Here is a 24314-nt window from a genome sequence, read left to right on the forward strand (position 1 = left end):
GGATCAGGATATTTAACGCTGATAGCCAAACAACTTAACTAAAAAACCAGTGAAATGGTAGTGGTTTCGTGAACTATTTCAAATTCAGCAAGTTGTTGTTGATTTATTCGCTTAGGCAATACTTATAGTGCAACAATATTGACCTGCATGAATGTGTGTTAAGGCTAGGGAGCCTAGTGGCTCCCTGAGAAAGATTAATGGAGAATTTTTGCGAGGAAATCTTTTGCACGATCAGATTGCGGGTTAGCAAAAAAGTCTTCTTTTTTACTGTCTTCAACAATCTTGCCTTCATCCATAAAAATAACGCGATTAGCCACTTTTTTGGCGAAGCCCATTTCATGGGTCACCACCATCATGGTCATGCCTTCATTGGCTAATTCAACCATAACATCAAGGACTTCATTGATCATTTCTGGGTCTAGTGCTGAAGTGGGTTCATCAAATAACATTGCTATTGGGTCCATACACAGCGCTCGAGCGATAGCGACACGTTGCTGCTGCCCCCCTGAAAGCTGAGCTGGGAATTTATTGGCATGGCTGGATAAACCCACGCGTTCCAATAATTTCAAACCTTTTGCTTCAGCTTCTTTTTTATCGCGGTTTAATACTTTAACTTGCGCCAATGTCAGATTTTCAATAATCGACAAATGAGGAAATAGCTCGAAGTGTTGGAATACCATCCCAACTTTAGAGCGAAGTTTTGCAAGGTCAGTTTTTTTGTTATTAACTTGAATATCATTCACAAAAATCTCACCCTGTTGAATTGGTTCTAAACCATTCACTGTTTTTATTAATGTGGATTTACCAGAACCAGATGGCCCGCACACAACCACAACTTCACCTTTTTTAACTTCAGTTGTGCAGTCTGTAAGCACCTGAAATTGGCCATACCATTTGGATACATTTTTCAGGGTTATCATGAAACAGTCCTTTTCTTAAGATAATTCACTAACATAGAAGCGCCAAAACTGACAATAAAGTACACCAGACCCGCAAACAGTACCATCTCTACTTGTGTCCCATCACGCTCACCAATATTGGTGGCAGTACGGAAAAAGTCTGTCAAACTGAGTACATACACGAGGGATGAGTCCTGGAACAGAACAATTCCTTGAGTTAACAACAGTGGCACCATGGCTTTAAAGGCTTGCGGTAATACTACGAGCCGCATGGTTTGCATATTTGTCATTCCCAAAGCTAACGCTGCAGAGGCTTGCCCTCGTGAAATACTTTGAATACCAGCACGAATAATTTCAGAATAATAAGCGGCTTCAAAAAGAGAGAAGGCTATCATTGCAGAAATTAAACGAATATCATTTTTTGGTGATAAGCCTAGAACATTTTGTAATAAGCTAGGAACGATTAAGTAGAACCACAGCAAAACCATAACCAACGGAATAGAACGGAATGTATTCACATACAAAGCCGCAAACCAGCTGATTGGCTTGAATGTGGATAACCGCATCACGGCCAAAACCGTTCCCCACAAAATTCCTACCACTATCGCGGTCAGTGTAATTTTCGCAGTGACAATGAAGCCATCGATTAAAAAGGGCATACTCGGAGCAATTGAGCTCCAATCAAATTCATACATCATTTTATCGCCCTCCAATGGTGCCTGGTAAGCGAACTTTGCGCTCTAATAACGTCATCAGAATCATGATAATGACGTTAATACCGACATAAGCTAATGTAATTGCGGTAAAGGATTCCCATGCGTGAGCAGAATAGTCCAATAGCTTTCCTGCTTGTGCCGCCATATCGACTAAGCCAATGGTTGACGCAATGGCTGAGTTTTTAACCAAGTTCAACATTTCTGAGGTCATTGGTGGCAAAATGACCCGATAGGCATTGGGTAATAGAACGTAGCGATAGGTTTGTGGCAAAGTGAGCCCCATTGCGAGTGCGGCACTTTTTTGCCCTCTAGGCAGTGACTGAATGGCTGCACGTACTTGCTCAGTCATTCGTGCTGCGGTAAATAACCCAAGGCAAAGCATTGAGGAAATAAAGAATTGGTAGTTAGGATCCAATTCCATTTTAAACCAATCCCCGATTGAACGAGGAAGAAGTTCTGGAATAACTAAATACCAAGTAAAAAATTGTACGATAAGCGGTACGTTACGGAATAACTCTACGTAAGCGGTGCCTAAAAAAGCTAAAAAACGGTTAGGTACAGTACGTAAAATACCGAAAAATGAACCAACTAGGAATGCGATGATCCAGGCGCAAATAGAAAGTGTTACGGTGACTTCGAGGCCAGATATTAACCACCCTAAGTAGGTGGTATTCCCAAATGGGGCTTCCTGAAGGAAAATCCCCCAATTCCAATTAATAGACATAATATTGACTTCCTGTGGGCAATGAAATTCCCGAATACTGTCGTAAAAGAGGATGCAAGGCGGGGAACGACCGCCTTGCAATTCTTACTTCAGTAATACCCTGTTTGTCTTTTTATTAGTTTAATGCTTTATCATTTGGTTCTTTAAATAAGGCTTTCATTTCATCGGACAACGTAAATTTCAGGTTCAGATTTTTCGGAGGAATAGGTTGGTTGAACCAGCGATCAAAGGATTTTTCAGCGACACCTGATGTTTGTGCATTCGCAATGGTTTCATCGATAAGCGCTTTAAATTGAGGGTCATCTTTACGTAACATACAGCCATAAGCTTCTTCGGTTTGCGGCTTGCCAACGATTTCCCAGATATCCGGTTTCTTCGCTTTTGCACGCTCACCTGCTAGCAACGCATCGTCCATCATAAAGGCAACAGCACGACCTGATTCTAAGGTACGGAACGAATCACCATGGTCTTTCGCGCTGATAATGCGCATTTTCATATTTTTTTCATCATTTAACTGATTCAATAGAATTTCAGACGTTGTACCTGAGGTCACGACGACATTTTTACCGGCTAAGTCAGCAAAGTCTTTCACACCAGAGTCACCTTTGGTGAGTAAGCGCGTCCCAACCACAAAGATTGTGTTAGAGAAAGCGGCTTGTTTTTGTCTTTCTACGTTATTAGTTGTTGAACCACATTCAAAATCAAATGTGCCATTTTGCAGGAGTGGAATACGGTTTTGTGATGTGATTGGAATGAGTTTGACTTGCAGATCAGGCATGTTTAATTTTTTCTTCACTGCATCAACAATGGCATTTGAATAATCCTGTGAGTAACCAACCACTTTCTGGCTATTATCATAGTAAGAGAAAGGTACGGAAGATTCACGATGACCAACAACTATTACACCGTTGTCTTTGATTTTTTTCAGAGTGCCGTTTAACTCTTCTGCTTGAACTGCGCAGGTTGCACCTAAAATCATCATCGATAATACAAGTTTACTTATACGCATAGTTACAACTCCTTTAGAACATCGGTGTAAACCCGTTGTAATTTTAAGGTGCTATCGCCAGATAACGCCTGAATTACTGTGGTTTCGTAGTGTTGTGTTTGCAAATATTTCGCAGATTTAGACAATCCCGCGATTATCCGCTATATGTTTTATTGTTGTTAAAAAGTAATTAAATTTGTTAATTAATGAAAACGAATTGTTTCAATTTCGGGAGCTGTCTCGCATATTATTTGGGTAATTTTTGAATTACCGCACTAACATGGTGATTTGCCATCTAAAATTGTCTTAAACTGATAATCACGCACTATTAAGGTGCAAGCTATCTTCGTTTCATGCCATATATTAGATAAAGCAATTTGCGTGCCTAGTTTTGGTAGAACTGCATTTTTGTTTACTGAAAAAGAGAGTGATATTTGTAAAGTTAGCTGATGGCACTTGTACGGAATGTTTTGCTGTGTAAGATGTAACCTCTATTTAACTTATAGATGGGGTAACGGTATTAGTCAAAGATTGGTTTTTATCGTTATGGTTATCAAAGTCGCATAATTAGTGTTATTTCAGGAAGTTATACCAAGATGCGCATGAACAGGCATTTAAAATTAGGTAAAGGATTAGTGATATTCGCCTGTCTGATGGTATTGGTTTGTATGAATCAACGTGCCGTCGGAGAGCGTCTGTTCGCCAATTTTTTTGTGCCAGATGTATTAGCGCAAGCACAAATTAATACAGGTACTCACGTTTCTTATATCGATCAATCACAGGTAAAACAAAGTGATAGCAGCGGTACACATCTTTCCAGCTGTGAACTGAGTGCTAAGTCATTAATGACTTTGCTACCTGCTGTTCTTGAACCATTCTTCTTCATGTTTCTTTCTTTGGCTGCGCTAACTTTATTTTGTACTAATCTATTTATATCTAGAGCAAATAATGAAGAGAAGCATGCCCCTCCAAGAGTCAGACGACACTTACAATTTTGTAATCTTCGGAATTAGCACACAACGGATAGGGACTCGTTTGTGTAATTTATTCTGGAGGAAACAATGCGTTTTTTAATTAATTCATTTTTTATATTTTTTGCACTATTTTCGAGCAGTTTACACGCTGCGGATACGGGGTGGTTGCAACCTGCGAATACGGGGTGGATGAACGATAACACTCCACGGCATGCGCAGGTCAGGTTATTAAGTTCGGCACAGGAAAATGGCAAAATTGACATTTTGCTCGACGTAAAACTTGATGACGGGTGGAAAACCTATTGGCGTTCGCCGGGTGAAGGCGGAGTCGCACCTGAAATTGTATGGTCATCTCCTGTTGAATCAACCGATTGGCAATGGCCAACACCTGGTCGCTTTGATGTCGCGGGTGTTTCAACTCAAGGCTATATGGGAGATATTGTTTTCCCCATTACAGTCACAAGTAATGAAAAGCTCGATCAACTAGCAGGAATACTCACGTTATCAACCTGCAGTAATGTTTGTATTTTAACCGATTACCCGTTTGAGCTCGATTTAACAGAACCCGCTCCCGCCGACTTTACTTGGGCATTTAACCAAGCCAAAGGGGCGGTTCCTCCATCAAGTGGTTTAGTGGAGCAAACCAAAGTTGGCTTTGCCAATGATAAGCTAATCATTGAGTTACAAAAAAGCACAGGAAGCTCTTGGGAACAACCGAACATTTTCACTGATGTGGTTGAAGGCGCTGCATTAGGCGTACCTGTAATAGAGATAACGGGCAATCATTTAACAGCAACAATAGATGTTGGTGATGATTGGGGAGGCGAGTCTCCTGATTTAACTGGTAAAACAGTTTCTTTTGTGGTTGCAGATGGCGACATTTCCCAGCAAATTAGCCATCAAGTGAGTACATTTACTGGCACAATAGCATCAAAGGTGAGTGGTGCTTCGTTATGGCAGGTGATGCTATTTGCCCTTTTGGGAGGCTTGATCCTTAATCTAATGCCATGCGTTTTACCTGTGTTAGCGATGAAACTTGGCTCTGTATTGATGGTGCCTCATGGTGAGCAAAATACTATTCGTCGTCAGTTTTTATTGTCATCTCTCGGTATTTTAGTTTCCTTTTGGTTACTGGCGCTATTGATGACGTTATTACGAGTCGGTCAACAAGCTGTCGGTTGGGGTATTCAGTTCCAAAACCCGTGGTTTATCGGTTTTATGGTATTGGTAACAGCGCTATTTACTGCAAATTTATTTGGCTTATTTGAAATTAACTTAGGTAGCAAGGCCAATACACGCTTGGCAACAGCTGGGGGGCATGGTAGCAGCGGTCATTTTTGGCAAGGGGTATTCGCGACATTATTGGCAACACCTTGCTCTGCACCATTTTTGGGCACAGCCGTAGCATTTGCACTGGCTGCACCAATGGAAGAGTTGTGGTTGATCTTCACCGCATTAGGTATCGGTATGAGTTTACCGTGGTTACTGATCGCTGCTTTTCCGGCTATCTCTCGCTTACTACCAAAACCAGGTATGTGGATGCTGAAATTACGCGCCATACTAGGGTTAATGATGCTGGTATCTAGCTTATGGTTAATTAGCTTATTAATACCACATTTTGGTGTGCCTACTTCGACGGCGATTGCTGTCATTTTCTTAGTATTATTAGTTGTTTTTATCGCGATAAAACGAGGTGTAAGGGCGGCCATCTTACCATTCATATTATTTGCCGCTTTTGCTGGTGGGTTTGCTTGGATGACGCAAGAACAGCATTCCGGTAGTCGCTCTCTTGTTAAAGATACTGTGAATTGGCAACCATTAACTGAACAAGCTATTACGACTGCACTGGCGGATAACAAGCGCGTCTTCATTGATGTTACCGCGGAATGGTGCGTGACGTGTAAGGCAAATAAATACAATGTACTACTAAGAGATGATATCCAACAGCTACTTAGTGAACCTGATGTTGTTGCTTTACGTGGTGATTGGACCAAACCTTCACCTGAAATTACGGCATTTTTACAAAAACGTGGGCAGGTCGCTGTTCCATTTAATCAAATTTATGGCCCTAACTTGGCCGAAGGCGAAGTACTGTCAACAATACTTGACCGTGAATCGCTAATATCCGTTATGAATCAGGCCAAAGGAGCCACAAAATGAAAAAAACAATCTTAGCCGTTTTATTTTCGTCGCTAATGATGGGGTCAGTAGCACAAGCGGCACCTTTAAGTGCAGACCAAGAAGCGCAAGTGCGTAAATTAGTGCGTGATACTTTGATTGAAAACCCAGAAATTTTGGAAGAAGCGATTGTTGCCCTGCAAGCTAAGCAAGGGGAAAGACAACAAGCCCAAATGAAAGAAATGTTAAAAGCGGAGCACGATGCTTTGTTTAATGACCCAACCAGCCCGCGTATCGGTAAAAAAGATGCCAAGTTAGTTTTGGTTAATTTTACTGATTTTAACTGCCCATTCTGTAAGCGTTTCGACCCACAACTGATGGATCTTGTGAAAAAATACCCTGATGATGTGGCTGTGGTAATTAAATACTTACCATTTAAAGGCCAGACTTCAATGGATTCAGCTCAGTTAACCATGACGCTGTGGCAAGAAGACCCGAAAGCATTTGAAGCTCTACACCACAAATTTATGCAAAAACAAGGCATGCTATCAGATGCCAATATCAAAGATGCGCTTAAAGCGACAGGAAACGATAAACTGAAAGCCAGTGATAAGAGCCGTGATGGCATTCGCACCAATATGATGTTGGCAGAGAAATTGGGTGTGAATGGTACGCCAGCAACATTGGTAGGTGATGAGTTGATCCCAGGTGCTATTGATGCACAGCAGTTTGAGGCAGTAGTGAAGGAGCAGTTGGCTAAGCTCAAATAATCCTCGTTATCCTCGTCATATTTCGCGCTGTGGCGTTGTTGGCTGCTCTCGACTACGTGAGTCACATACTTGTGTATGCTCCCCACGATAGTCTCGTTTGCCGCCTAGCCACAACGCGAATTATTTAGAGGATAAAGATTAAATAATCCAAACTCTAAAATTAGAGGATAAAGATTAAATAATCCAAACTCTAGAATTAGAGGATAAAGATTAAACAATCCAAACTCTAAAATTAGTGGATAGGAAAACAAATATTTAATTAAATGCTAAAGCATTCATTTTAAGTGGATGTTTTGGTTTCTTACATCTTTGATTTGTACTATTTGATAACAAATAGGTAAGTAACTATATGAATAAAATAAAAAAATGGTCTAAAGAAATCATTGTTTTGGTAATTATTTTATTTATTGCCTTTACAGTGATGGATTTATGGCGCAAGCCACAAACCCTTGCGCCTGTATTATTGGAACAACACACTCTAGCCAACGGTGAGACGGTTTCATTGGCAGAGTTAAGTAAAGATAAGCCGATATTGGTTTATTTCTGGGCGACGTGGTGTGGGGTCTGTAATTTGACTTCGCCAATGGTATCAGAATTAAGCCAATCAGGTATGCCAATTATTTCAGTAGCGATACGTTCAGGTGAAACATCTCGCTTAATCAAAGGGATGGAAAACAAAGAGCTAACCTTTCCTGTGATCAACGATATAAGTGGGCAACTTTCCAATTCGGTTGGAGTCAGTGCAACACCCACATTTATGGTGATTGATAACGGTGAATTAGTCAGCTTTACTTCAGGTTGGACTAGTTCTTACGGTCTAAAAATGCGGATGTGGTTGGCATCTTTTTAGTTTTTTATCATCCCCTTTAGGCTAAAAAAGGGGATTTTTCTGCCTATAAGTTTAATTTATCATTATGGTAAACTCATTCAGCTATATAAATAATAAAATAGGTGAATGGGATGGCTATGTTTAAAAAAGTGGTTGGATTATTTTTAGGTGCGGTATTAATCGCGGGATGTTCCCCTGAGGTGGAAGAGAAAACAGCACCGGAACAACCGTCAGGAACGATCGGAAATTCACAAATAGAACAGCGTTATGATGAAATAAAAGCTAATTCAACAGAAGACAAAATTAATGCCTTTAATGCAAAAGGCGATGATGACCCAACGATGTTACGGGGCATTTTTCTGTCTGACATGGCTAAATCACTACCTATGCTGATTGATGATGTGACGCTATTGACTGAAGTCACCGCGAAAAATGGCATGTTATTTTACCAATACACCATCAAAGGGATCCCTGATAACGTATTGGAAGGCGATAGCTGGCAGCAAAATATGCGTGAAATTTTGAATCGCAACTACTGCGGTAAAAATGCAGGTATGGATATTTTACATGAAATGTTCCCTGAAGGGATTACGCATAATTACCATAAGTCTAACAAACTCATTTTTACTTATATTGTAACCCCTGCGATTTGCCAATAGCATTCATTGCAATGCCTGATAATACTGATTTATCAGGCAGTTCAACAATTAAAATTCCAAATTACGAATAAAACGGTAATCCGCTGATTGTGGTTTTAAACGATATAAATTAGCCGGGCGACCGCGCTCATGGCGTTTTTCTCCAGTATCAACCAACAAATCCGCTTGTTCAAGTCGGCGCCTAAACGATTTATTTTGCAGGGGCTTACCAATCAGAACTTCATGGACATGTTGAAGTTCAGCTAAGGTAAAAACTTCAGGTAATGCAAAGCCTGGAACTATCGAATAAAGTGATTTTTGCTTGAGACGTTCTCTCGCTTGTTGATAGAGTTTGAAATGGTCGAATGCAAGAGAAAGCTGATCTATCTCATCAATAGAGACCCACCTGACAGAATCTACTGTATCAATATGGGCTTCACAGGCTTGGTAAGCAATGAGAGCCGTATAACAAACAGTGACAGACCAACCGCGTGGATCGCGTTGGTGGTTTCCAACTGTACAAAGTTGCTCAATATAAGGGGGGATCACGCCTGTTTTTTCTTTTAGTTTACGTAAAATAGCTTCTTCTAAGGTTTGATTATGTTGTTCATCAATAAATCCCCCCGGTAAGCCCCATTTCCCTTTTTCGGGGAAACTTGCTCGTTCAACCAGTAATACCTTTAACGTGTTTTCATGGTAAGCAAACAGAACGGCGTCGACAGTCAGTAAAGGCGATAAATAATCTTTTCTGTCATAACTAGCAAGAAATTCTTTTTCATTCATATTGTTACCATTCAAATCAAAGATGAAGTTTAGGAGTAAATCATACAGATAAAAGCAGTTATTGTCATTAGGACATTTAACTCTTGACTTATTTATGTCTATAAGACAATAATTATTTAAAGTCTAAAAGACATTAATAAGGAATGCGCTATGTTTAACTTTAAATATTTCAAAGCAGACTCATCAACTTTTGTTATTCAATCAGTGAATGGAAAAGTGCGTAAACAAGGCAAGGGGCTCAGTTTTTGGTATAACTCGGACAAAACCTCTATTGCGGCGCTTCCATTGAATGCACAAGAAGCTCCCTTTATTTTTAATTTACAAACTTCTGATTTCCAAAGTTTACGTATTCAGGGACAAATTTCTTTTCAGGTAGTCGCTGCCGAAAAAACGGCGGATGTTTTAAACTTTAACTTAACTAAAGATGGAAAAAGCTATGCATCTGAAGATCCACTTAAACTGAGCGACAGAGTAGTGCGTGCGGCTCAAACAATTATCCAAGCTAAGATACAAACTACTTCATTACGAGATGCATTATTGATTAGCCAATCATTGGTAACGTTAGTCAGCAAGCAACTTGCAGAACAAGCCGCAATAGAGTCATTAGGCATCGCTATTTTAGATGTTTCCATTGCAGCAATTGCACCTTCACCTGAAACCCTCAAAGCATTAGAAGCACAAGCGAGAGAATCCATTTTGAAAGAAGCGGATGACGCCATTTATGCAAGACGAAAATTTTCAGTCGAACAAGAAAGGACGATTAAAGAAGCTGAGCTAGAAACGGACTTATCTGTGCAGGCCAAAGAGCAACAAATTGAAGAAGCTCGTCTTGATAATGAACGTAAGTTATTACGTGAACGTGCAGAGATTAAGCAAGAAGAATTAACAGCACAGGTGAGTGCGGAAGCAAAACGTAATGAGCTGGTGGCACTTAGCGTGGAAAACCAACGGATCCAATCTGATGCAGATGCCTATGCGATTGAATCTAAAATGAAAGCTTATAGCCAATTACCAGTGGAGAACTTAAAAGCGCTTGCGTTAGCGAAAATGGGACCAGAGCAATTGATGGCAATGGCATTTGAATCATTAGCACAAAATGCAGGAAAAATTGGCGAGTTAAATATTTCCCCTGACTTATTTGGCCAGTTAATGAAAAAAGGGGTGAAATAATGAATAAGATTGATGATGCTCGATTCATTCTCGTGATACGTAAAACTCGCTTACAGGAGCTCATTGAACGCTTCAATACATGGCCTCAGGCAAAATTTTATTTGGAACATAATCATGTGGAAGTCGATGATTACCTGAATGAACATGATTTATATCAGCGGCAATTAGTCCAAGCTGAATCAATTTTGAAGTCTTTAGGCCGATTTCAATTATTGGAAAGAAAATTATTACCAAGCTACCAATTTTCTAAGCAGGACATTATCGTTGTGATTGGGCAGGATGGCTTAGTGGCTAATACGTTAAAGTATTTAAAAGGTCAGCCCGTTATTGCGATTAACCCCGATCCTGCAAGGTGGGATGGAAAATTACTGCCATTTGAAATTAGTCAATTACAGGAGGTGGTAACGAAAACATTGAAAGGTCAGGTTGAGCAAAAATCAGTGACCTTTGCACATGCAACAACCAATGACGGCCAGTCACTACTGGCGGTGAACGATTTATTTATTGGCCCGAAAAGCCACACATCGGCACGTTATTTACTGAACTGGAATGGAGAACAAGAGTTTCAATTATCCTCTGGAATTATTATATCGACCGGACTTGGGTCAACGGGATGGTTTCAATCTATTTTAGCGGGGGCACAGGCAATTATGGGAGGGAATAATCATCCGTTAGCACAAGGATTTAGCTGGGAGGAAAGTAAATTACAGTTTAGTGTTAGGGAGCCATTTTTGAGTAAAACGACAGGAACCAGATGGGTATTTGGCACGATAGAGCCGAGTAGCCCGTTAGCGGTTGAGTCATTAATGCCTGATAACGGAGTTATTTTTTCCGATGGTATTGAAGATGATTTCTTACAATTCAATGCAGGTTGTATTGTGACAGTGAAAATTGCAGATGTACGAGGGTTATTAGTTGCTTAGTCAATTTCCCCACCTCATTTATAGCTCTCGAGGTGGGGTTAACATCGTTACTTTTGACGTCTATTCATAGCAAAACCGAGAATACCAAATATCACAACCATTCCCCACATCGGATAATTACTCCAACGTGCGTAAGGAGTAAGTCCTGTTGTTGGGGTGACTTCAGTGGCAAGCGTCGCTGTTTTAAATTGTGGCAGCATATCTTGAATAGAGCCATCTGCACTGATCACTGCGGTGATACCATTATTGGTTGAGCGCAACAGTGGGCGACCTAACTCCAAGGAACGCATCCGTGCCATTTGGAAGTGTTGCCAAGGGCCTATAGATTTTCCAAACCACGCATCATTTGAAACAGTAAGTAAGTAGTCGCTATCAGGTTTAAAGTTATCTCTGACCTGTGTACCTAAAATAATTTCATAGCAAATAGCGGCAGTGAGATGAATATTACCAACGGCTAATTGCGCTTGCTCATAATCGCCACGGCTAAAACCTGACATCGGCAAATTAAAGAACGGTGCAATAGGGCGCAGTAAATTTTCTAAAGGTACATATTCACCAAATGGCACTAAATGGTGTTTGTTATAGCGGTTTTTAGATGGATATAAATACGGTTTTTTATCGCCTAATACAATGATTGTATTATAAAAAGTATATTCACCATCCATCGGGCGCGCATCCACAATACCCGTAATTAACTGAGTGTTCGACTCTGCCAGTAATTGGTCGAGAGATTTAAGCCATGTTTGGTTGTCGAGCTCAACGGAAGGTACTGCCGATTCAGGCCAAATAATCAAAGACGCTTTACCGATATAAGGGCGAGAGAGCTCCATATAGGTGTCTTTAGTTTGTTGTAAAAAGCTGGCCTCCCACTTCATTGATTGGGGAATGTTGCCTTGAACCAGTGCGACTTCCATTTTCTTGCCTTCAAGGGAGGTAAACCATTGTACATTTTTGGCGAGTAATGGCGCAAAAATTAAGGCAGCCGCAACAGCGAGCGCGATAAAGCTGCGGCGTAGGATAGCGAGTACTAGCAGACCACTGATGCTAAATAATAGCAACGTAATCATTTCCACTCCAAATATAGGAGCGAATGCTTTCATCGGCCCATCAATTTGGCTATAACCAAATTGCAGCCATGGGAAACCAGTGAGAACCCAACCACGTAAAAACTCAGTAACCTGCCACAGCGCTGGGGCAAAAAAGACTAAACGCCAAATATTGGCATATGGAGCAAATTTAGCCATCAATGCGCCAAAAAGCCCGGTATAAAGAGAAAGGTATGCCGCTAAAAGAATAACAATAAATACGTTAACAGGGCCTGGCATGCCGCCAAAATCTGCAATGCTGACGTAAACCCAGTTAACGCCACTACCGAATAAGCCAAATCCCCAAGCAAAGCCGATAGCAAAAGATTGCTTGACCGTGCGCTGCAAGGTCAGTAATTGGAGGAAAAGGATAGAAAGTAGTGCGGCAGGCCAGATGTCAAAAGGCGAAAAAGCCAGCGTTCCACTGGCTCCGAAAATTAAAGCCAGCAGTAACCGCAACCGCTGACTTTGATAAATAGACGTTGAGTTCATTAAGTCTTTTCTTCTTCCAAAGTTGGAACTGGCGCGTCGTCTGGGATTTTTACGTGAAGCAGAAGGATCCGACGACTATCTGCCATCGCAACTTTAAACTGATAGTTGTCTATGGTTATAGTTTCACCACGAGAAGGCAGATGACCAAAGGCTTGCATAACGAGGCCACCGACCGTATCAACTTCTTCGTCACTAAAATGAGTCCCAAAGGCTTCATTGAAATCTTCAATCTGCGTAAGGGCGCGGACAGAATAAGAATGGCGGCTAAGCTGGCGAACATCAACATCGTCTTGGTCGTCATACTCGTCTTCGATTTCGCCTACGATGAGCTCTAAAATATCTTCAATGGTCACTAGACCAGAAACACCACCAAACTCATCAATAACGATAGCCATATGATAGCGTTGAGAGCGGAATTCTTTGAGTAGTCTGTCTACTCGCTTACTTTCAGGCACAACAACCGCTTGGCGTAATACCTTATCGATACTAAAAGGCTCTGCGTCGGTACGCATAAATGGCAGTAAATCTTTTGCCATCAATAACCCTTCGATATGGTCTTTGTCTTCACTAATAACAGGGAAGCGTGAGTGAGCAGAGTCAATAATGACATCAAGGCACTCATCAAGCGTTTGATTACGTTTTAAGGTAACAATTTGGGAGCGCGGGATCATAATGTCGCGCACGCGTTGATCCGCGATATCCATTACCCCTTCAAGCATTTCGCGAGTATCAGGGTCGATCAAATCGTTTTGTTCAGAGTCGCGGATTAATTCGACCAAATCATCACGATTTTTAGGTTCACCATGGAATAGGTGATTTAACAGTGCAAAGAACCCTTTCTTAGGACCAGGGTTATCGCTACTCGAAGAGTTATCGTCGCTCATGGCGGTTAATTTTTTTTTCCTCAAAAAATACTCGTCATACTTCGAACCGCAGCGTTGTTGGCTGCGCTTACTTAACCTAGTCACATACTTATGTATGCTCTTTGGGATAAGCTGCGCTGACTGCCTAGCTGCACTTGGTACCAAAAGTAGCCCAAGTCAAAGTATTTGGAGATTAGGTTAGTTAATAAAAACAGTTTACTACATTCTTTTTTAGCACAAAACTGACGGTTTATCTGCAAAATAACCGTCAGTTTTTTGTAAAATAATGCTTTCTTTGAGAAAGATATCTCAAAAAATTATAGTAAGGTCACTCTTTTTCTGCAAGATATGGGTCTTCGTAGCCTAATTCAGCCAGAATTTCGGTTTCTAAACTTTCCATTTCTTCTGCTTCATCATCTTCAATATGGTCATAGCCTAAAAGATGAAGGCAACCATGAACAACCATATGAGCCCAGTGTTCTTCTGCTGTTTTTTGTTGCTCGATAGCTTCTTGTTCAACGACTTGGCGACAGATAATTAAATCACCAAGCAAAGGCAGCTCAATTTCTGGTGGAGCCTCAAAGGGGAATGACAACACGTTAGTCGGTTTGTCTTTGCCACGATAGGTTAAGTTTAAGTGATGGCTTTCTGGCTCATCAACCACTCGAATAGTGACTTCACTTTGCGCTTGAAATTTAGGTAAAACAGCGGTTAACCAACGCTGAAATTCGGCTTCAGAAGGTAAGCCTTCAGGGTTTTCGCACGCAATTTGTAAGTCGAGAATAATGTCACTCATTTATAGATTTTCCTGCTTTTCAAATTGCTTTTGCTGTTCTTTTTCTTCACGTAACTGTTGGCGACGTTTATTATCTTGTTCTTCCCATGCTTCATAAGCCATGACGACTTTTGCAACAACAGGATGGCGAACCACATCTTCACTGTGGAAGAAATTGAAGCTTAAATCATCGACTTCGGAAAGCACTTCAATGGCATGACGTAGGCCTGATTTACTACCGCGAGGCAAGTCAACCTGAGTAATATCTCCCGTCACAACCGCTTTAGAGTTAAAGCCAATACGTGTTAAAAACATCTTCATCTGTTCGATGGTGGTGTTTTGGCTCTCATCTAAAATAATAAAAGCATCATTCAACGTACGACCTCGCATATAGGCCAGCGGTGCGACTTCGATAACATTACGCTCAATCAGTTTTTCAACTTTTTCAAAGCCTAACATTTCGAATAGCGCATCATAAAGTGGGCGCAGGTAAGGGTCGACTTTTTGGCTGAGATCTCCTGGTAAAAAACCAAGTTTCTCACCGGCTTCAACAGCAGGGCGTGTAAGCAGAATGCGGCGAACTTCTTGGCGTTCTAAGGCATCAACTGCCGCGGCTACCGCTAAATAGGTTTTCCCAGTTCCTGCTGGGCCAATGCCAAACGTAATATCATGGTCTAAAATATTGGCGATATATTGCGCTTGGTTTGGGGTACGTGGTTTGATCACACCACGTTTAGTCTTAATATTCACCGCTTTACCGTAGTCAGGAACGCTATCGGCAGATTGCTCTAAAACACGGCTATCCAGAATGGCTAAGTGAATATTTTCAGGGTCGATATCAGGGATAACACCGCGCACAGGTGCGGTATCAACATACAGTTGACGCAAAATTTTGCTGGCCGCTTGAACATTCAGCGGCTTACCCGATAACTTAAAACGGTTATCACGGCGATTAATTTCGATAGCAAGGCGGCGTTCTAGCTGCTTGATATTATCGTCAAATGGCCCGCAGAGGCTCATTAAACGTTGGTTATCTGCGGGTTCTAGAAAGATTTCTTGTGTTGCGATTTGCAAATTTTTTGTCTCGGTCACTGAATATCCTATGGTTGTGGCTTAGGGCTGAAAACTACCAACACCTAGCTCATCTTCTTTACGGGTGCGTGCAATAACAGACTCTGGTGATTCATGAACGCGAAGACCCATTTGGTCTTCTGTACGAATGACTTTACCGCGTAATGAGTTGGTATAGACATCTACAATTTCGACATCCACAAATTTACCAATCATATCCGGTGTGCCTTCAAAGTTCACGACACGGTTATTTTCAGTACGTCCAGACAGCTCCATAACGTTTTTACGTGATGTTCCTTCAACTAAGATACGTTGAATGGTTCCCACCATTTGGCGGCTGAAGCTTAATGCCTGCTGATTAATACGCTGTTGCAGTAAGTATAGACGCTGTTTTTTTTCATCTTCCGTTACGTCGTCAGGTAAATCTGCAGCTGGCGTACCAGGACGCGCGGAATAAACAAAGCTGTAGCTCATGTCAAAATTCACGTCAGCAATCAGTTTCATGGTTTTTTCGAAGTCTTCGGTTGTTTCACCGGGGAAGCCCACGATAAAGTCTGAACTAATAAGAATACCAGGGCGTGCTTCGCGTAGTTTACGAATAATGGCTTTGTATTCAAGTGCCGTATGAGCACGTTTCATCATCGTTAGAACGCGGTCTGAGCCACTTTGCACAGGTAGATGCAAGAAGCTGACTAATTCTGGAGTATCGCGGTAAACTTCGATGATATCGTCAGTAAATTCAATTGGGTGGCTAGTGGTAAAGCGAACACGGTCTATACCATCAATAGCGGCGACTAAACGCAGTAATTCTGCAAATGAGCAAATTTCACCATCAAAAGTTGCGCCACGGTAGGCATTCACATTTTGACCCAGTAAGTTAACTTCACGTACACCTTGTGCAGCTAACTGTGCGATTTCAAATAGAATATCATCACAAGGGCGGCTAACTTCTTCACCACGGGTATAAGGCACTACGCAGAAGGTGCAATACTTGTTACAGCCTTCCATAATCGAAACGAAAGCCGTTGGCCCTTCGGCACGAGGTTCAGGTAAACGGTCAAACTTTTCAATTTCAGGGAAGCTGATATCAATAACTGGGCTGCGGGTACCTTGAACTTGGTTAATCATCTCAGGCAAACGGTGCAAAGTTTGCGGGCCGAAAACGATGTCAACGCTTGGCGCACGTTGGCGAATAAAATCCCCTTCTTGTGAAGCGACACAGCCGCCTACACCAATAATAATGTCAGGGTTTTTGTCTTTAAAAAACTTCCAACGACCAAGTTGATGGAAGACTTTTTCTTGTGCTTTTTCACGAATTGAACAGGTATTAAGCAGTAATAAATCGGCTTCTTCTGCAATTTCAGTGAGTTGATAACCATGGGTATTTTCTAATAAAGAAACCATTTTGGATGAGTCATACTCATTCATCTGGCAACCCCAAGTTTTAATGTATAGCTTTTTATTCGTCGACATGTCGTATATCCGGTGTTTTCGAAGCGGCTAGTGTAATGGACTCCGAAACGCGTTGTAAATCCAAAGTCCTACCCCTTATATTTGGGAACTCGCATGCATTTTGATTAAGGACATCATTGTATGATGGGATAAATGCAAAGATATTTAAAATAATATCACCACACGAAATCTAAGGGCAGGCAATTTGCCTATTGTTTTAAAATTAGCACGTATTGTATTCATTTGCGGCATCAGTGACCAGAGGATGTTGCAAAATTGTGGTTATTTTTTGTGCGAATTAAAGTATTTTCAGCAAAATACACTGTTTGTAAGGTTATAAAGATGAAGGACGCGAATAACCTCTAAGTCTTCAATGCTTATATTTCCTGTGAGGAATATCATTTTTCGGTACAATACCTTTATCAACGTGGGCACTGTTATCAAACAACAGCCTTTATTAAACAATAAATAGTAGCGAACGTATGAATAAATTAATCGAATCTTATGATGTTGTCGTCGTTGGCGCAGGTATGACTGGCGCGGCAGCAGCATTGGGCTTTGCTCAAGAAGGCATGAGAGTCGCTTTGCTTGAAAAAGCACAACCTGCGGCCTTTGACCCACAAAGTGCTCCAGATGTTCGTATTTCTGCGATTAGCCGTGCTTCTGTTGAATTGTTGGAGCAATTAGGGGCTTGGCAACATGTTAAGGCAATGCGAAGTGCTCCATATCGCCAGTTAGAAACATGGGAAGAGCCAGAGAGCAATGTAGTTTTTGATGCTCAGAGTCTTGGGTTGCCTGAACTTGGGTTTATGGTAGAAAACCGTGTGTTACAACTTGCAGTATGGCAGGAATGTGAAAAATACAGCAATCTAGACCTTGTCTGCCCTGTGAGACTTATCAATTTATACCAACCTAAGTCGCAAGAAGAGTGGATATTAGCATTAGATGATGGCCGAACTCTGCAAGCTAAGCTTGTTATTGGAGCTGATGGCGCGAATTCGCAGGTCCGCAAAATGGCAGGAATTGGTAGCCGTGGCTGGCAGTATCGCCAATCATGTATGTTGATTAGCATTCAAACACAGCAGTCTCAGCAAGATAAAACATGGCAGCAGTTTTTTCCATCAGGGCCTAGGGCATTTTTACCGTTGTATGATAATTGGGCTTCATTAGTCTGGTATGACAGCCCTGCAAAGATTAGGCGTTTACAAGGCATGTCAATGGAACAGTTGATGGGAGCGATTTCTGAAGCTTTTCCTGAACGTTTAGGGCCTGTTACCGCAATTGCAGCAGGGGCATTTCCACTGACTCGTCATCATGCACGTCGCTATGTGATAGATGGATTAGCATTGATTGGTGATGCTGCTCATACCATTAACCCATTAGCGGGGCAGGGAGTGAATTTAGGCTACCGAGATGTTGATGCATTGTTGAAAGAAGTGATTTACGCTCGTGAATATATACAGCCTTGGCATTCTCTTGATGTATTGAAACGTTATCAACGCCGTCGTTTGCCTGATAATTTAATTATGCAAGCTGGAATGGACGTATTTTATATGGCATTTAGTGAAAAGTTACCGGGATTGAAAATAGTTAGGAATCTCGGGTTGATGGCGGCACAACGCGCCGGAGAAGCGAAAAAACTGGCGTTGAAGTATGCTTTAGGGTTATAGAACTTATCTTAGATATATAAATAGGCCGCTAATTAGCGGCCTATTTATTATTAAGTGAAGAAGTTATTGTTATTTATTATTGGCTAAATCAATCGGTTGAATGTGATTTGTATCCGTATTGCTGTTGTCATCTTCAGTAATCACTGAATCTAATGTTTCATTTTTTGCTGAAAATGCATGAGCCAGTTTTTCTGTGTCGAGTTCTTTTTCCCAACGCGCAACAACGATACACGCACATGCGTTACCAACTAAGTTAGTTAATGCACGGCACTCAGACATAAAACGGTCGATACCTAAAATAAGCGCCATACCTGCTACAGGAACGCTTGGCACCACCATCAGTGTGGCTGCTAAGGTAATAAACCCTGCACCCGTCACACCCGCTGCACCTTTTGAGCTTATCATCGCAACCAACAGCAACGAAATTTGTTGCCAAATAGTGAGCTCAATATTAGTGGCTTGGGCAATAAATAATGCGGCCATCGTCATATAGATGTTAGTACCGTCAAGGTTGAAAGAATAGCCTGTAGGGATCACTAACCCGACAACCGATTTTTCACACCCAGCATGCTCCATTTTGCGCATTAAGCTTGGCAGTGCCGCTTCGGAAGAAGAGGTACCTAAAACTAACCATAGCTCGTCTTTGATATATTTAATTAGCGCAATGATTGAGAAGCCGTTGTATTTAGCAACTGCACCCAGAACAAGTAAGACGAACAACAGTGAGGTAATATAGAACGTCATTATCAGCATCATTAAGTTGCCAATAGATGAAATTCCATATTTACCAATGGTAAATGCCATTGCCCCAAATGCCCCAATAGGTGCGAGTTTCATGAGCATCGCAACCATTTTGAACACAGGTTCAGAAAAATTTTGCAGTAGCTTAACAATAGGCTCGCCGTGTTTACCTGTTGCCGCCAATGCTAATCCGAAAATGACAGCAATAAATAGAACTTGCAGAATGTTGCCGTTTACTAATGGACTAATGACGGTATCAGGGATGATATTCATCAAGAAGCCAACTATCGAAGATTCATGTGCTTTTTCAACGTAGGTGGCAACTTTAGTGCTATCAAGGGTTGCCGGATCAATGTTAAGGCCTGATCCTGGGCGAATGATATTTGCGACGATAAGACCGATGATGAGAGCGATGGTCGAGAAAGTGATGAAGTAGAGCATCGCTTTACCTGCGACGCTACCAACGGCCTTCATGTTTGACATGCCTGATATACCAGTGACTACAGTTAAGAAGATAACTGGCGCGATAATCATTTTAACGATTTTGATGAATGCATCACCAAGCGGTTTTAATGACTCTCCAATGTCTGGAAAAAAGTGGCCAAGTGCGATACCCAGAACGATGGCTACGATTACCTGAACATATAAGATCTTATATATTGGTTGCTTTATCATGTTTCGCATAAATTTTCTCTGTAAAAATGTTGCGTTTGGCAATTTATAATTATTAGGTTTAAAACTTTTATTAGAGTTTCTGAGAACTAATTTAGTTGGAATGGAAGAAGGGGCTGAATTTATTAGTACCAGAGGTTGATAATAATTTAACTGGTAATAATCATACCTAACTACAATTCGAGCGCAGGTTAACACTTTCAGCGGTTATAGAGAAATGATTGAAGTCACATATTTGATAGAAAAGTTATGCAAACGTAAATTTTATGAGCTAAATGTTGCTTTAACATCACTTTAAACGATTAAGCTATTGGTTAATCGGTAATATTGGGGTTAAATAAATAAGTAAATCACTAAAAAGTCATCATTTAAGCTAAAAATAGGGATGGAAATATAGAAAACAGTAGAGATGAAGCCTCAACTTATTAAAAAATAGAGTTATCTGCTATTTTTTTATTTTTCATTTAATTTATCAATAAAATCGATAAGCAAAATTAAGATAGTTTAGGCAGAGAAAGAGAGAATAGGAGTTAATTTAAGTGATATTGAAAAGAGAATGGCTGGGGTACCAGGATTCGAACCTGGGGATGCCAGGATCAAAACCTGGTGCCTTACCGCTTGGCGATACCCCAACAAAAGAAATGGTAGCTACGACGGGATTCGAACCTGTGACCCCAACATTATGAGTGTTGTGCTCTAACCAACTGAGCTACATAGCCATATATAATTTCTTTGAAATGAATTGTGCAACTCTAGGTAGGATAGTAGATGGCTGGGGTACCAGGATTCGAACCTGGGAATGCCAGGATCAAAACCTGGTGCCTTACCGCTTGGCGATACCCCATCCGGGAATTCTACTATTGATTGTTTTAAGATGGCTGGGGTACCAGGATTCGAACCTGGGAATGCCAGGATCAAAACCTGGTGCCTTACCGCTTGGCGATACCCCAATCTTAAATTCAATGCTACCGAGAAGGAAAATGGTGCGGGAGACAAGACTTGAACTTGCACACCTTGCGGCGCCAGAACCTAAATCTGGTGCGTCTACCAATTTCGCCACTCCCGCAAAATAATGGTGGCTATGACGGGATTCGAACCTGTGACCCCAACATTATGAGTGTTGTGCTCTAACCAGCTGAGCTACATAGCCATCTTTTTTTGCATAACCTTCGTCGGCGTTGCGGGGCGCATTATGCTAATTACAGACCCGACAGTCAACAGCTTTTTGCACTATTTTTCAGAAAACGTGACTGTTTGTTTGTTGAATAATCATTTTGTCGATAAAGCCAGCAAAAAACAAGCCCGTATTTGAAAAAAATCACTTTTTGTCTTAGACGCTAGATAAATGTAATTTGTTAAGGGGAGGAAATAATACAGCGAAAGAGCTCAAAAATTTGTGCGGGGAACAACGTGGAGGAATGGGGAGTATGCTAAAAATGATATATGAAATGAAAATATTCAGTTTATAGACAATAAAAAAGCAGGTGTCTCAACCTGCTTTTAAAAAAAACACGCCAAAAATTAGCTTTCAAACAGTTTTTGCAATAATTCACCATTGAGCATCGCGCGTTTAGTGAGTGCGAAAGCGCCTATTGCCGAGTTATGAACCAACTGCGATGTGACGATGGGGAGATTCTCCCTAAATCCTTTTAAGGCTTGTGTGTCAATGCAGCTTTGAATCGCGGGTAACAGAATGTGTTCTGCTTCCGTGATATCGCCTGCAATAACGACTTTTTCAGGGTTAAATAAGTTTATAGAGATAGCTATCGCTTTACCGATTTGCCGGCCAACGTGCTGGATAACTTCCGTAGCAAGTGGATCTCCCTTATTAGCGGCTTGGCAAATATGGGAAATAGTACAAGTTTCCAATGTAAGGGAGCTCGAATAGCCTTGTTCTAAACGTTGTTTTACACGGGCTTCAATCGCTTGGTTTGAGGCAATGGTTTCTAAACAACCAAAATTACCACAATGGCAAAGTTCGCCAAGAGGGTCAACTTGGATATGGCCGATTTCCCCGAGGTTACCTCGATGGTTGAGCAATATCTCTTTATTGATGACTAAACCCGCCCCTGCGCCTCTGTGGATGCGTACTAGCAGAGAGTCTTCGCAATCACGAGTAGCACCAAAATAGCTCTCAGCAAGGGCTAGGCTGCGAATATCATGCCCTGCATAACAGGTAATTTTAAAGTGTGCTTGTAAATTATCGATGAGATGCCAATTGTCGACCTTGATATGTGGCATGTAGTAAACAATCCCACTATTTGGGTTAACTAACCCAGGGAGAATAATAGAAATCGCAATCAGCTCTTTTAAGCGCTTATGATTATGCTCAATAAAATCATCTATAGCGGCAATCAACTTTTGTTCTACGGCTTGCTGAGAAGGCTCTGTGATAGGGTAATGAGCATCAACAATCATTTTGCCACCTAAGTCGTATAAGGCGATGGTGGCATCATAGCGCCCTAAGCGGACGCCAATCGTGTGAAAATTTTTGTGTTCAGAAACAATAGATATGGCACGACGGCCTCCAGTAGAGGCCTGTTGGTCAACTTCTTTAATTAAACCACGTTCGAGTAACTGGCGAGTGATTTTAGTCACACTGGCTGGGGCAAGTTGGCTTTGCTCCGCGATTTGAATTCTTGATATCGGGCCATGTTGGTCAATTAAACTATAGACGACAGCGCTATTTAGTTGTTTGACGAGATCAATATTACCAATTTGCTTCAGCGAGTGGCTTTGATTCATTAGCTAGTTACTCATTTTTTGTAGACTTCTGCTCCGTTCACATAGGTTGCAAGGACGTCGAAGTCGTGGTTAAACGCGGTTAAATTCGCAATTTTACCCGGAGCAATAGACCCTAAAGTCTCATCAACTCCAATGGCTCTTGCGGGGTAGAGCGTTGCCATTCTCAGTGTTTCATCTAATGGAATACCCACGTACTCTACACTGTTTCTCACGGCTTCTATCATGGTGAGTGACGAGCCGCTGAGTGTGCCATTTTCATCTACACATAATCCATCGCGGTAGTATATGGTTTTACCAGCGAAGATAAAATGATCCATTTCACCAGTTTGAGGATCTATTCCTGCCGGCGCTGTGGCATCAGTCACTAAAATTAATTTATCACCTTTTAAGTGCTTACTATTACGGATATTTGCCCACTGAACATGTAAGCCATCAGCGATAATTCCCGCATACACTTCAGGAGTGTCATAAATAGCACCAACTAAACCAGGGCCACGGCCTGAAATATATGGCATGGCGTTGAAAAGATGCGTTGAAAAGCGAATTCCGGCTTTAAAGCCCAGTTTGGCCTCTTCATACGTTGCATTTGAATGCCCTGCAGAAATAACAATGCCGGAATCTTTCAGTTGGTGAATGTAATCTAGTTCAACCATTTCAGGCGCTAAAGTGATTTTAGTGATGGAGTCTGCATGAGCAGCTAAATAATCAATCATCTGCGCGGATGGTTGGCGGATAAATTCAGGGTTATGTGTGCCTTTTTTAATAACATTAATATATGGGCCTTCTAAATGAAGCCCGAGAGCTTGGTTCTTGTGGTCTTTTAAGTACTCAGTCATGACCTCAATACCATGCTTCATTAATTCGTCAGAGCAGGTAATCAGCGTTGGCAGGTAACTGGTACATCCTGTACGCTCATTGGCTTTTTGCATGATATCCAAATTCTTTAATGTGACATTTTCTTTATTATCATTGAATTGGACACCACCACAGCCGTTAACTTGAAGGTCAATAAACCCTGCAGATAACGTTGCACCTTGTAGGTCATGCTGTGGAATATCGGAAGGTAATTCAGAGACAGGACAAACATCTTTGATGATTTCACCATCAATGACGACCGCATGGTTATCCAGTCTTTCATGACCTGTATAAATAATGCAATTTGTTAATGCATACATGGCTTAAAACTCCTGACCTCTGGAAGGTGGGTCACCGATCA

The 24314-nt window shown here is 41.4% G+C and carries 21 protein-coding genes and 6 tRNA genes; 8 read left to right on the forward strand and 19 right to left on the reverse strand.

The features are described from left to right. Positions 1–194: 194 nt before the first annotated feature. The 4 genes from PSF28_RS19030 to PSF28_RS19045 all read right to left on the reverse strand — a co-directional run bounded on the left by PSF28_RS19030 (position 195) and on the right by PSF28_RS19045 (position 3348). Entirely contained in the window at positions 195–920 is a 726-nt protein-coding gene (locus tag PSF28_RS19030) for an amino acid ABC transporter ATP-binding protein (protein ID WP_004257041.1), read from the reverse strand. Then, the gene (gene gltK / locus PSF28_RS19035) at positions 917–1594 is read right to left on the reverse strand and encodes a glutamate/aspartate ABC transporter permease GltK (RefSeq protein ID WP_036958176.1); all 678 of its coding nucleotides are present in this window, start codon (positions 1592–1594) and stop codon (positions 917–919) included. The genes PSF28_RS19030 and gltK overlap by 4 nt, the downstream gene beginning before the upstream one ends. Positions 1595–1598: 4 nt before the next feature. Next, a complete protein-coding gene (locus PSF28_RS19040; protein WP_109913204.1) occupies positions 1599–2339 on the reverse strand; it encodes an amino acid ABC transporter permease in 741 nt (246 codons plus the stop codon). A gap of 115 nt (positions 2340–2454) precedes the next feature. Next, complete coding sequence (locus tag PSF28_RS19045) at positions 2455–3348, reverse strand: amino acid ABC transporter substrate-binding protein (protein ID WP_004908948.1); 894 nt, start codon at positions 3346–3348, stop codon at positions 2455–2457. Positions 3349–3929: 581 nt separating this feature from the next. Between PSF28_RS19045 and PSF28_RS19050 the strand changes: the two genes are divergently transcribed. The 5 genes from PSF28_RS19050 (at position 3930) to PSF28_RS19070 (ending at position 8677) form a co-directional block, all read left to right on the forward strand. Next, complete coding sequence (locus PSF28_RS19050) at positions 3930–4340, forward strand: metal resistance protein (protein ID WP_272666459.1); 411 nt, start codon at positions 3930–3932, stop codon at positions 4338–4340. Positions 4341–4388: 48 nt separating this feature from the next. Beyond that, a complete protein-coding gene (locus PSF28_RS19055; protein ID WP_210837079.1) occupies positions 4389–6461 on the forward strand; it encodes a protein-disulfide reductase DsbD family protein in 2073 nt (690 codons plus the stop codon). After that, positions 6458–7189 (forward strand): DsbA family protein, encoded by a 732-nt coding sequence (locus PSF28_RS19060; protein ID WP_210837078.1) that lies wholly within the window; start codon positions 6458–6460, stop codon positions 7187–7189. Before PSF28_RS19055 ends, PSF28_RS19060 begins: the two co-directional genes overlap by 4 nt. A 349-nt stretch (positions 7190–7538) precedes the next feature. Next, positions 7539–8039, forward strand: coding sequence for a protein disulfide oxidoreductase (locus PSF28_RS19065; RefSeq protein WP_210837077.1), 501 nt, complete (start codon positions 7539–7541; stop codon positions 8037–8039). A 110-nt stretch (positions 8040–8149) separates the two neighbouring features. After that, positions 8150–8677, forward strand: coding sequence for a protein K (locus PSF28_RS19070; RefSeq protein WP_210837076.1), 528 nt, complete (start codon positions 8150–8152; stop codon positions 8675–8677). A gap of 48 nt (positions 8678–8725) precedes the next feature. Here PSF28_RS19070 and PSF28_RS19075 read toward each other — a convergent pair whose 3' ends face one another. Continuing rightward, on the reverse strand, positions 8726–9439 hold the full coding sequence (locus PSF28_RS19075) for an NUDIX hydrolase (RefSeq protein ID WP_272685483.1): 714 nt from the start codon (positions 9437–9439) through the stop codon (positions 8726–8728). 150 nt (positions 9440–9589) lie between these two features. Here PSF28_RS19075 and PSF28_RS19080 point away from each other — a divergent pair, with 150 nt between their 5' ends. Together PSF28_RS19080 and PSF28_RS19085 are read left to right on the forward strand one after the other, a co-directional pair. After that, positions 9590–10609: an SPFH domain-containing protein gene (locus PSF28_RS19080; RefSeq protein WP_210837072.1), complete on the forward strand. Its 1020-nt coding sequence runs from the start codon at positions 9590–9592 to the stop codon at positions 10607–10609. After that, positions 10609–11532, forward strand: a complete 924-nt coding sequence (locus PSF28_RS19085) for a sugar kinase (protein WP_210837071.1) — start codon at positions 10609–10611, stop codon at positions 11530–11532. Before PSF28_RS19080 ends, PSF28_RS19085 begins: the two co-directional genes overlap by 1 nt. Before the next feature lie 47 nt (positions 11533–11579). Here the strand turns inward: PSF28_RS19085 and lnt are convergent, their stop codons facing one another. From lnt to miaB, 5 genes are all read right to left on the reverse strand, one after another. Beyond that, a complete protein-coding gene (gene lnt / locus PSF28_RS19090) occupies positions 11580–13109 on the reverse strand; it encodes an apolipoprotein N-acyltransferase (RefSeq protein WP_210837070.1) in 1530 nt (509 codons plus the stop codon). Next, positions 13109–13993 carry a CNNM family magnesium/cobalt transport protein CorC gene (corC, locus tag PSF28_RS19095; RefSeq protein ID WP_004908986.1) on the reverse strand — a complete coding sequence of 295 codons (885 nt, stop codon included), beginning with the start codon at positions 13991–13993 and terminating at the stop codon, positions 13109–13111. Before corC ends, lnt begins: the two co-directional genes overlap by 1 nt. Positions 13994–14300: 307 nt before the next feature. Beyond that, a complete protein-coding gene (gene ybeY, locus PSF28_RS19100) occupies positions 14301–14768 on the reverse strand; it encodes an rRNA maturation RNase YbeY (RefSeq protein ID WP_210837069.1) in 468 nt (155 codons plus the stop codon). After that, positions 14769–15821, reverse strand: a complete 1053-nt coding sequence (locus PSF28_RS19105) for a PhoH family protein (protein ID WP_004908988.1) — start codon at positions 15819–15821, stop codon at positions 14769–14771. 39 nt (positions 15822–15860) lie between these two features. Continuing rightward, positions 15861–17291 carry a tRNA (N6-isopentenyl adenosine(37)-C2)-methylthiotransferase MiaB gene (gene miaB, locus PSF28_RS19110; RefSeq protein WP_210837068.1) on the reverse strand — a complete coding sequence of 477 codons (1431 nt, stop codon included), beginning with the start codon at positions 17289–17291 and terminating at the stop codon, positions 15861–15863. A 461-nt stretch (positions 17292–17752) separates the two neighbouring features. Here miaB and ubiF point away from each other — a divergent pair, with 461 nt between their 5' ends. Next, on the forward strand, positions 17753–18940 hold the full coding sequence (ubiF, locus tag PSF28_RS19115) for a 3-demethoxyubiquinol 3-hydroxylase (protein WP_272685484.1): 1188 nt from the start codon (positions 17753–17755) through the stop codon (positions 18938–18940). Positions 18941–19009: 69 nt separating this feature from the next. Here ubiF and PSF28_RS19120 read toward each other — a convergent pair whose 3' ends face one another. From PSF28_RS19120 to nagA, 9 genes are all read right to left on the reverse strand, one after another. Further along, positions 19010–20353 carry a dicarboxylate/amino acid:cation symporter gene (locus tag PSF28_RS19120; protein WP_210837094.1) on the reverse strand — a complete coding sequence of 448 codons (1344 nt, stop codon included), beginning with the start codon at positions 20351–20353 and terminating at the stop codon, positions 19010–19012. A gap of 557 nt (positions 20354–20910) precedes the next feature. Further along, positions 20911–20985: transfer RNA gene (locus tag PSF28_RS19125), tRNA-Gln, on the reverse strand. Between the two features lie 10 nt (positions 20986–20995). Then, positions 20996–21072, reverse strand: a tRNA-Met gene (locus tag PSF28_RS19130). 50 nt (positions 21073–21122) lie between these two features. Beyond that, positions 21123–21197, reverse strand: a tRNA-Gln gene (locus PSF28_RS19135). Positions 21198–21228: 31 nt separating this feature from the next. Next, positions 21229–21303: transfer RNA gene (locus PSF28_RS19140), tRNA-Gln, on the reverse strand. Positions 21304–21334: 31 nt separating this feature from the next. Then, positions 21335–21419, reverse strand: a tRNA-Leu gene (locus PSF28_RS19145). 7 nt (positions 21420–21426) lie between these two features. Continuing rightward, positions 21427–21503: transfer RNA gene (locus PSF28_RS19150), tRNA-Met, on the reverse strand. A gap of 371 nt (positions 21504–21874) precedes the next feature. After that, positions 21875–23098 carry a DNA-binding transcriptional regulator NagC gene (nagC, locus tag PSF28_RS19155; RefSeq protein WP_272685485.1) on the reverse strand — a complete coding sequence of 408 codons (1224 nt, stop codon included), beginning with the start codon at positions 23096–23098 and terminating at the stop codon, positions 21875–21877. 11 nt (positions 23099–23109) lie between these two features. Then, positions 23110–24273 (reverse strand): N-acetylglucosamine-6-phosphate deacetylase, encoded by a 1164-nt coding sequence (gene nagA, locus PSF28_RS19160; RefSeq protein ID WP_210840382.1) that lies wholly within the window; start codon positions 24271–24273, stop codon positions 23110–23112. Between the last annotated feature and the right edge of the window lie 41 nt (positions 24274–24314).

Origin of the sequence: Providencia sp. PROV130, from assembly GCF_028482225.1 — a bacterium.
GTDB classification, from domain to species: Bacteria; Pseudomonadota; Gammaproteobacteria; order Enterobacterales; family Enterobacteriaceae; genus Providencia; species Providencia rettgeri.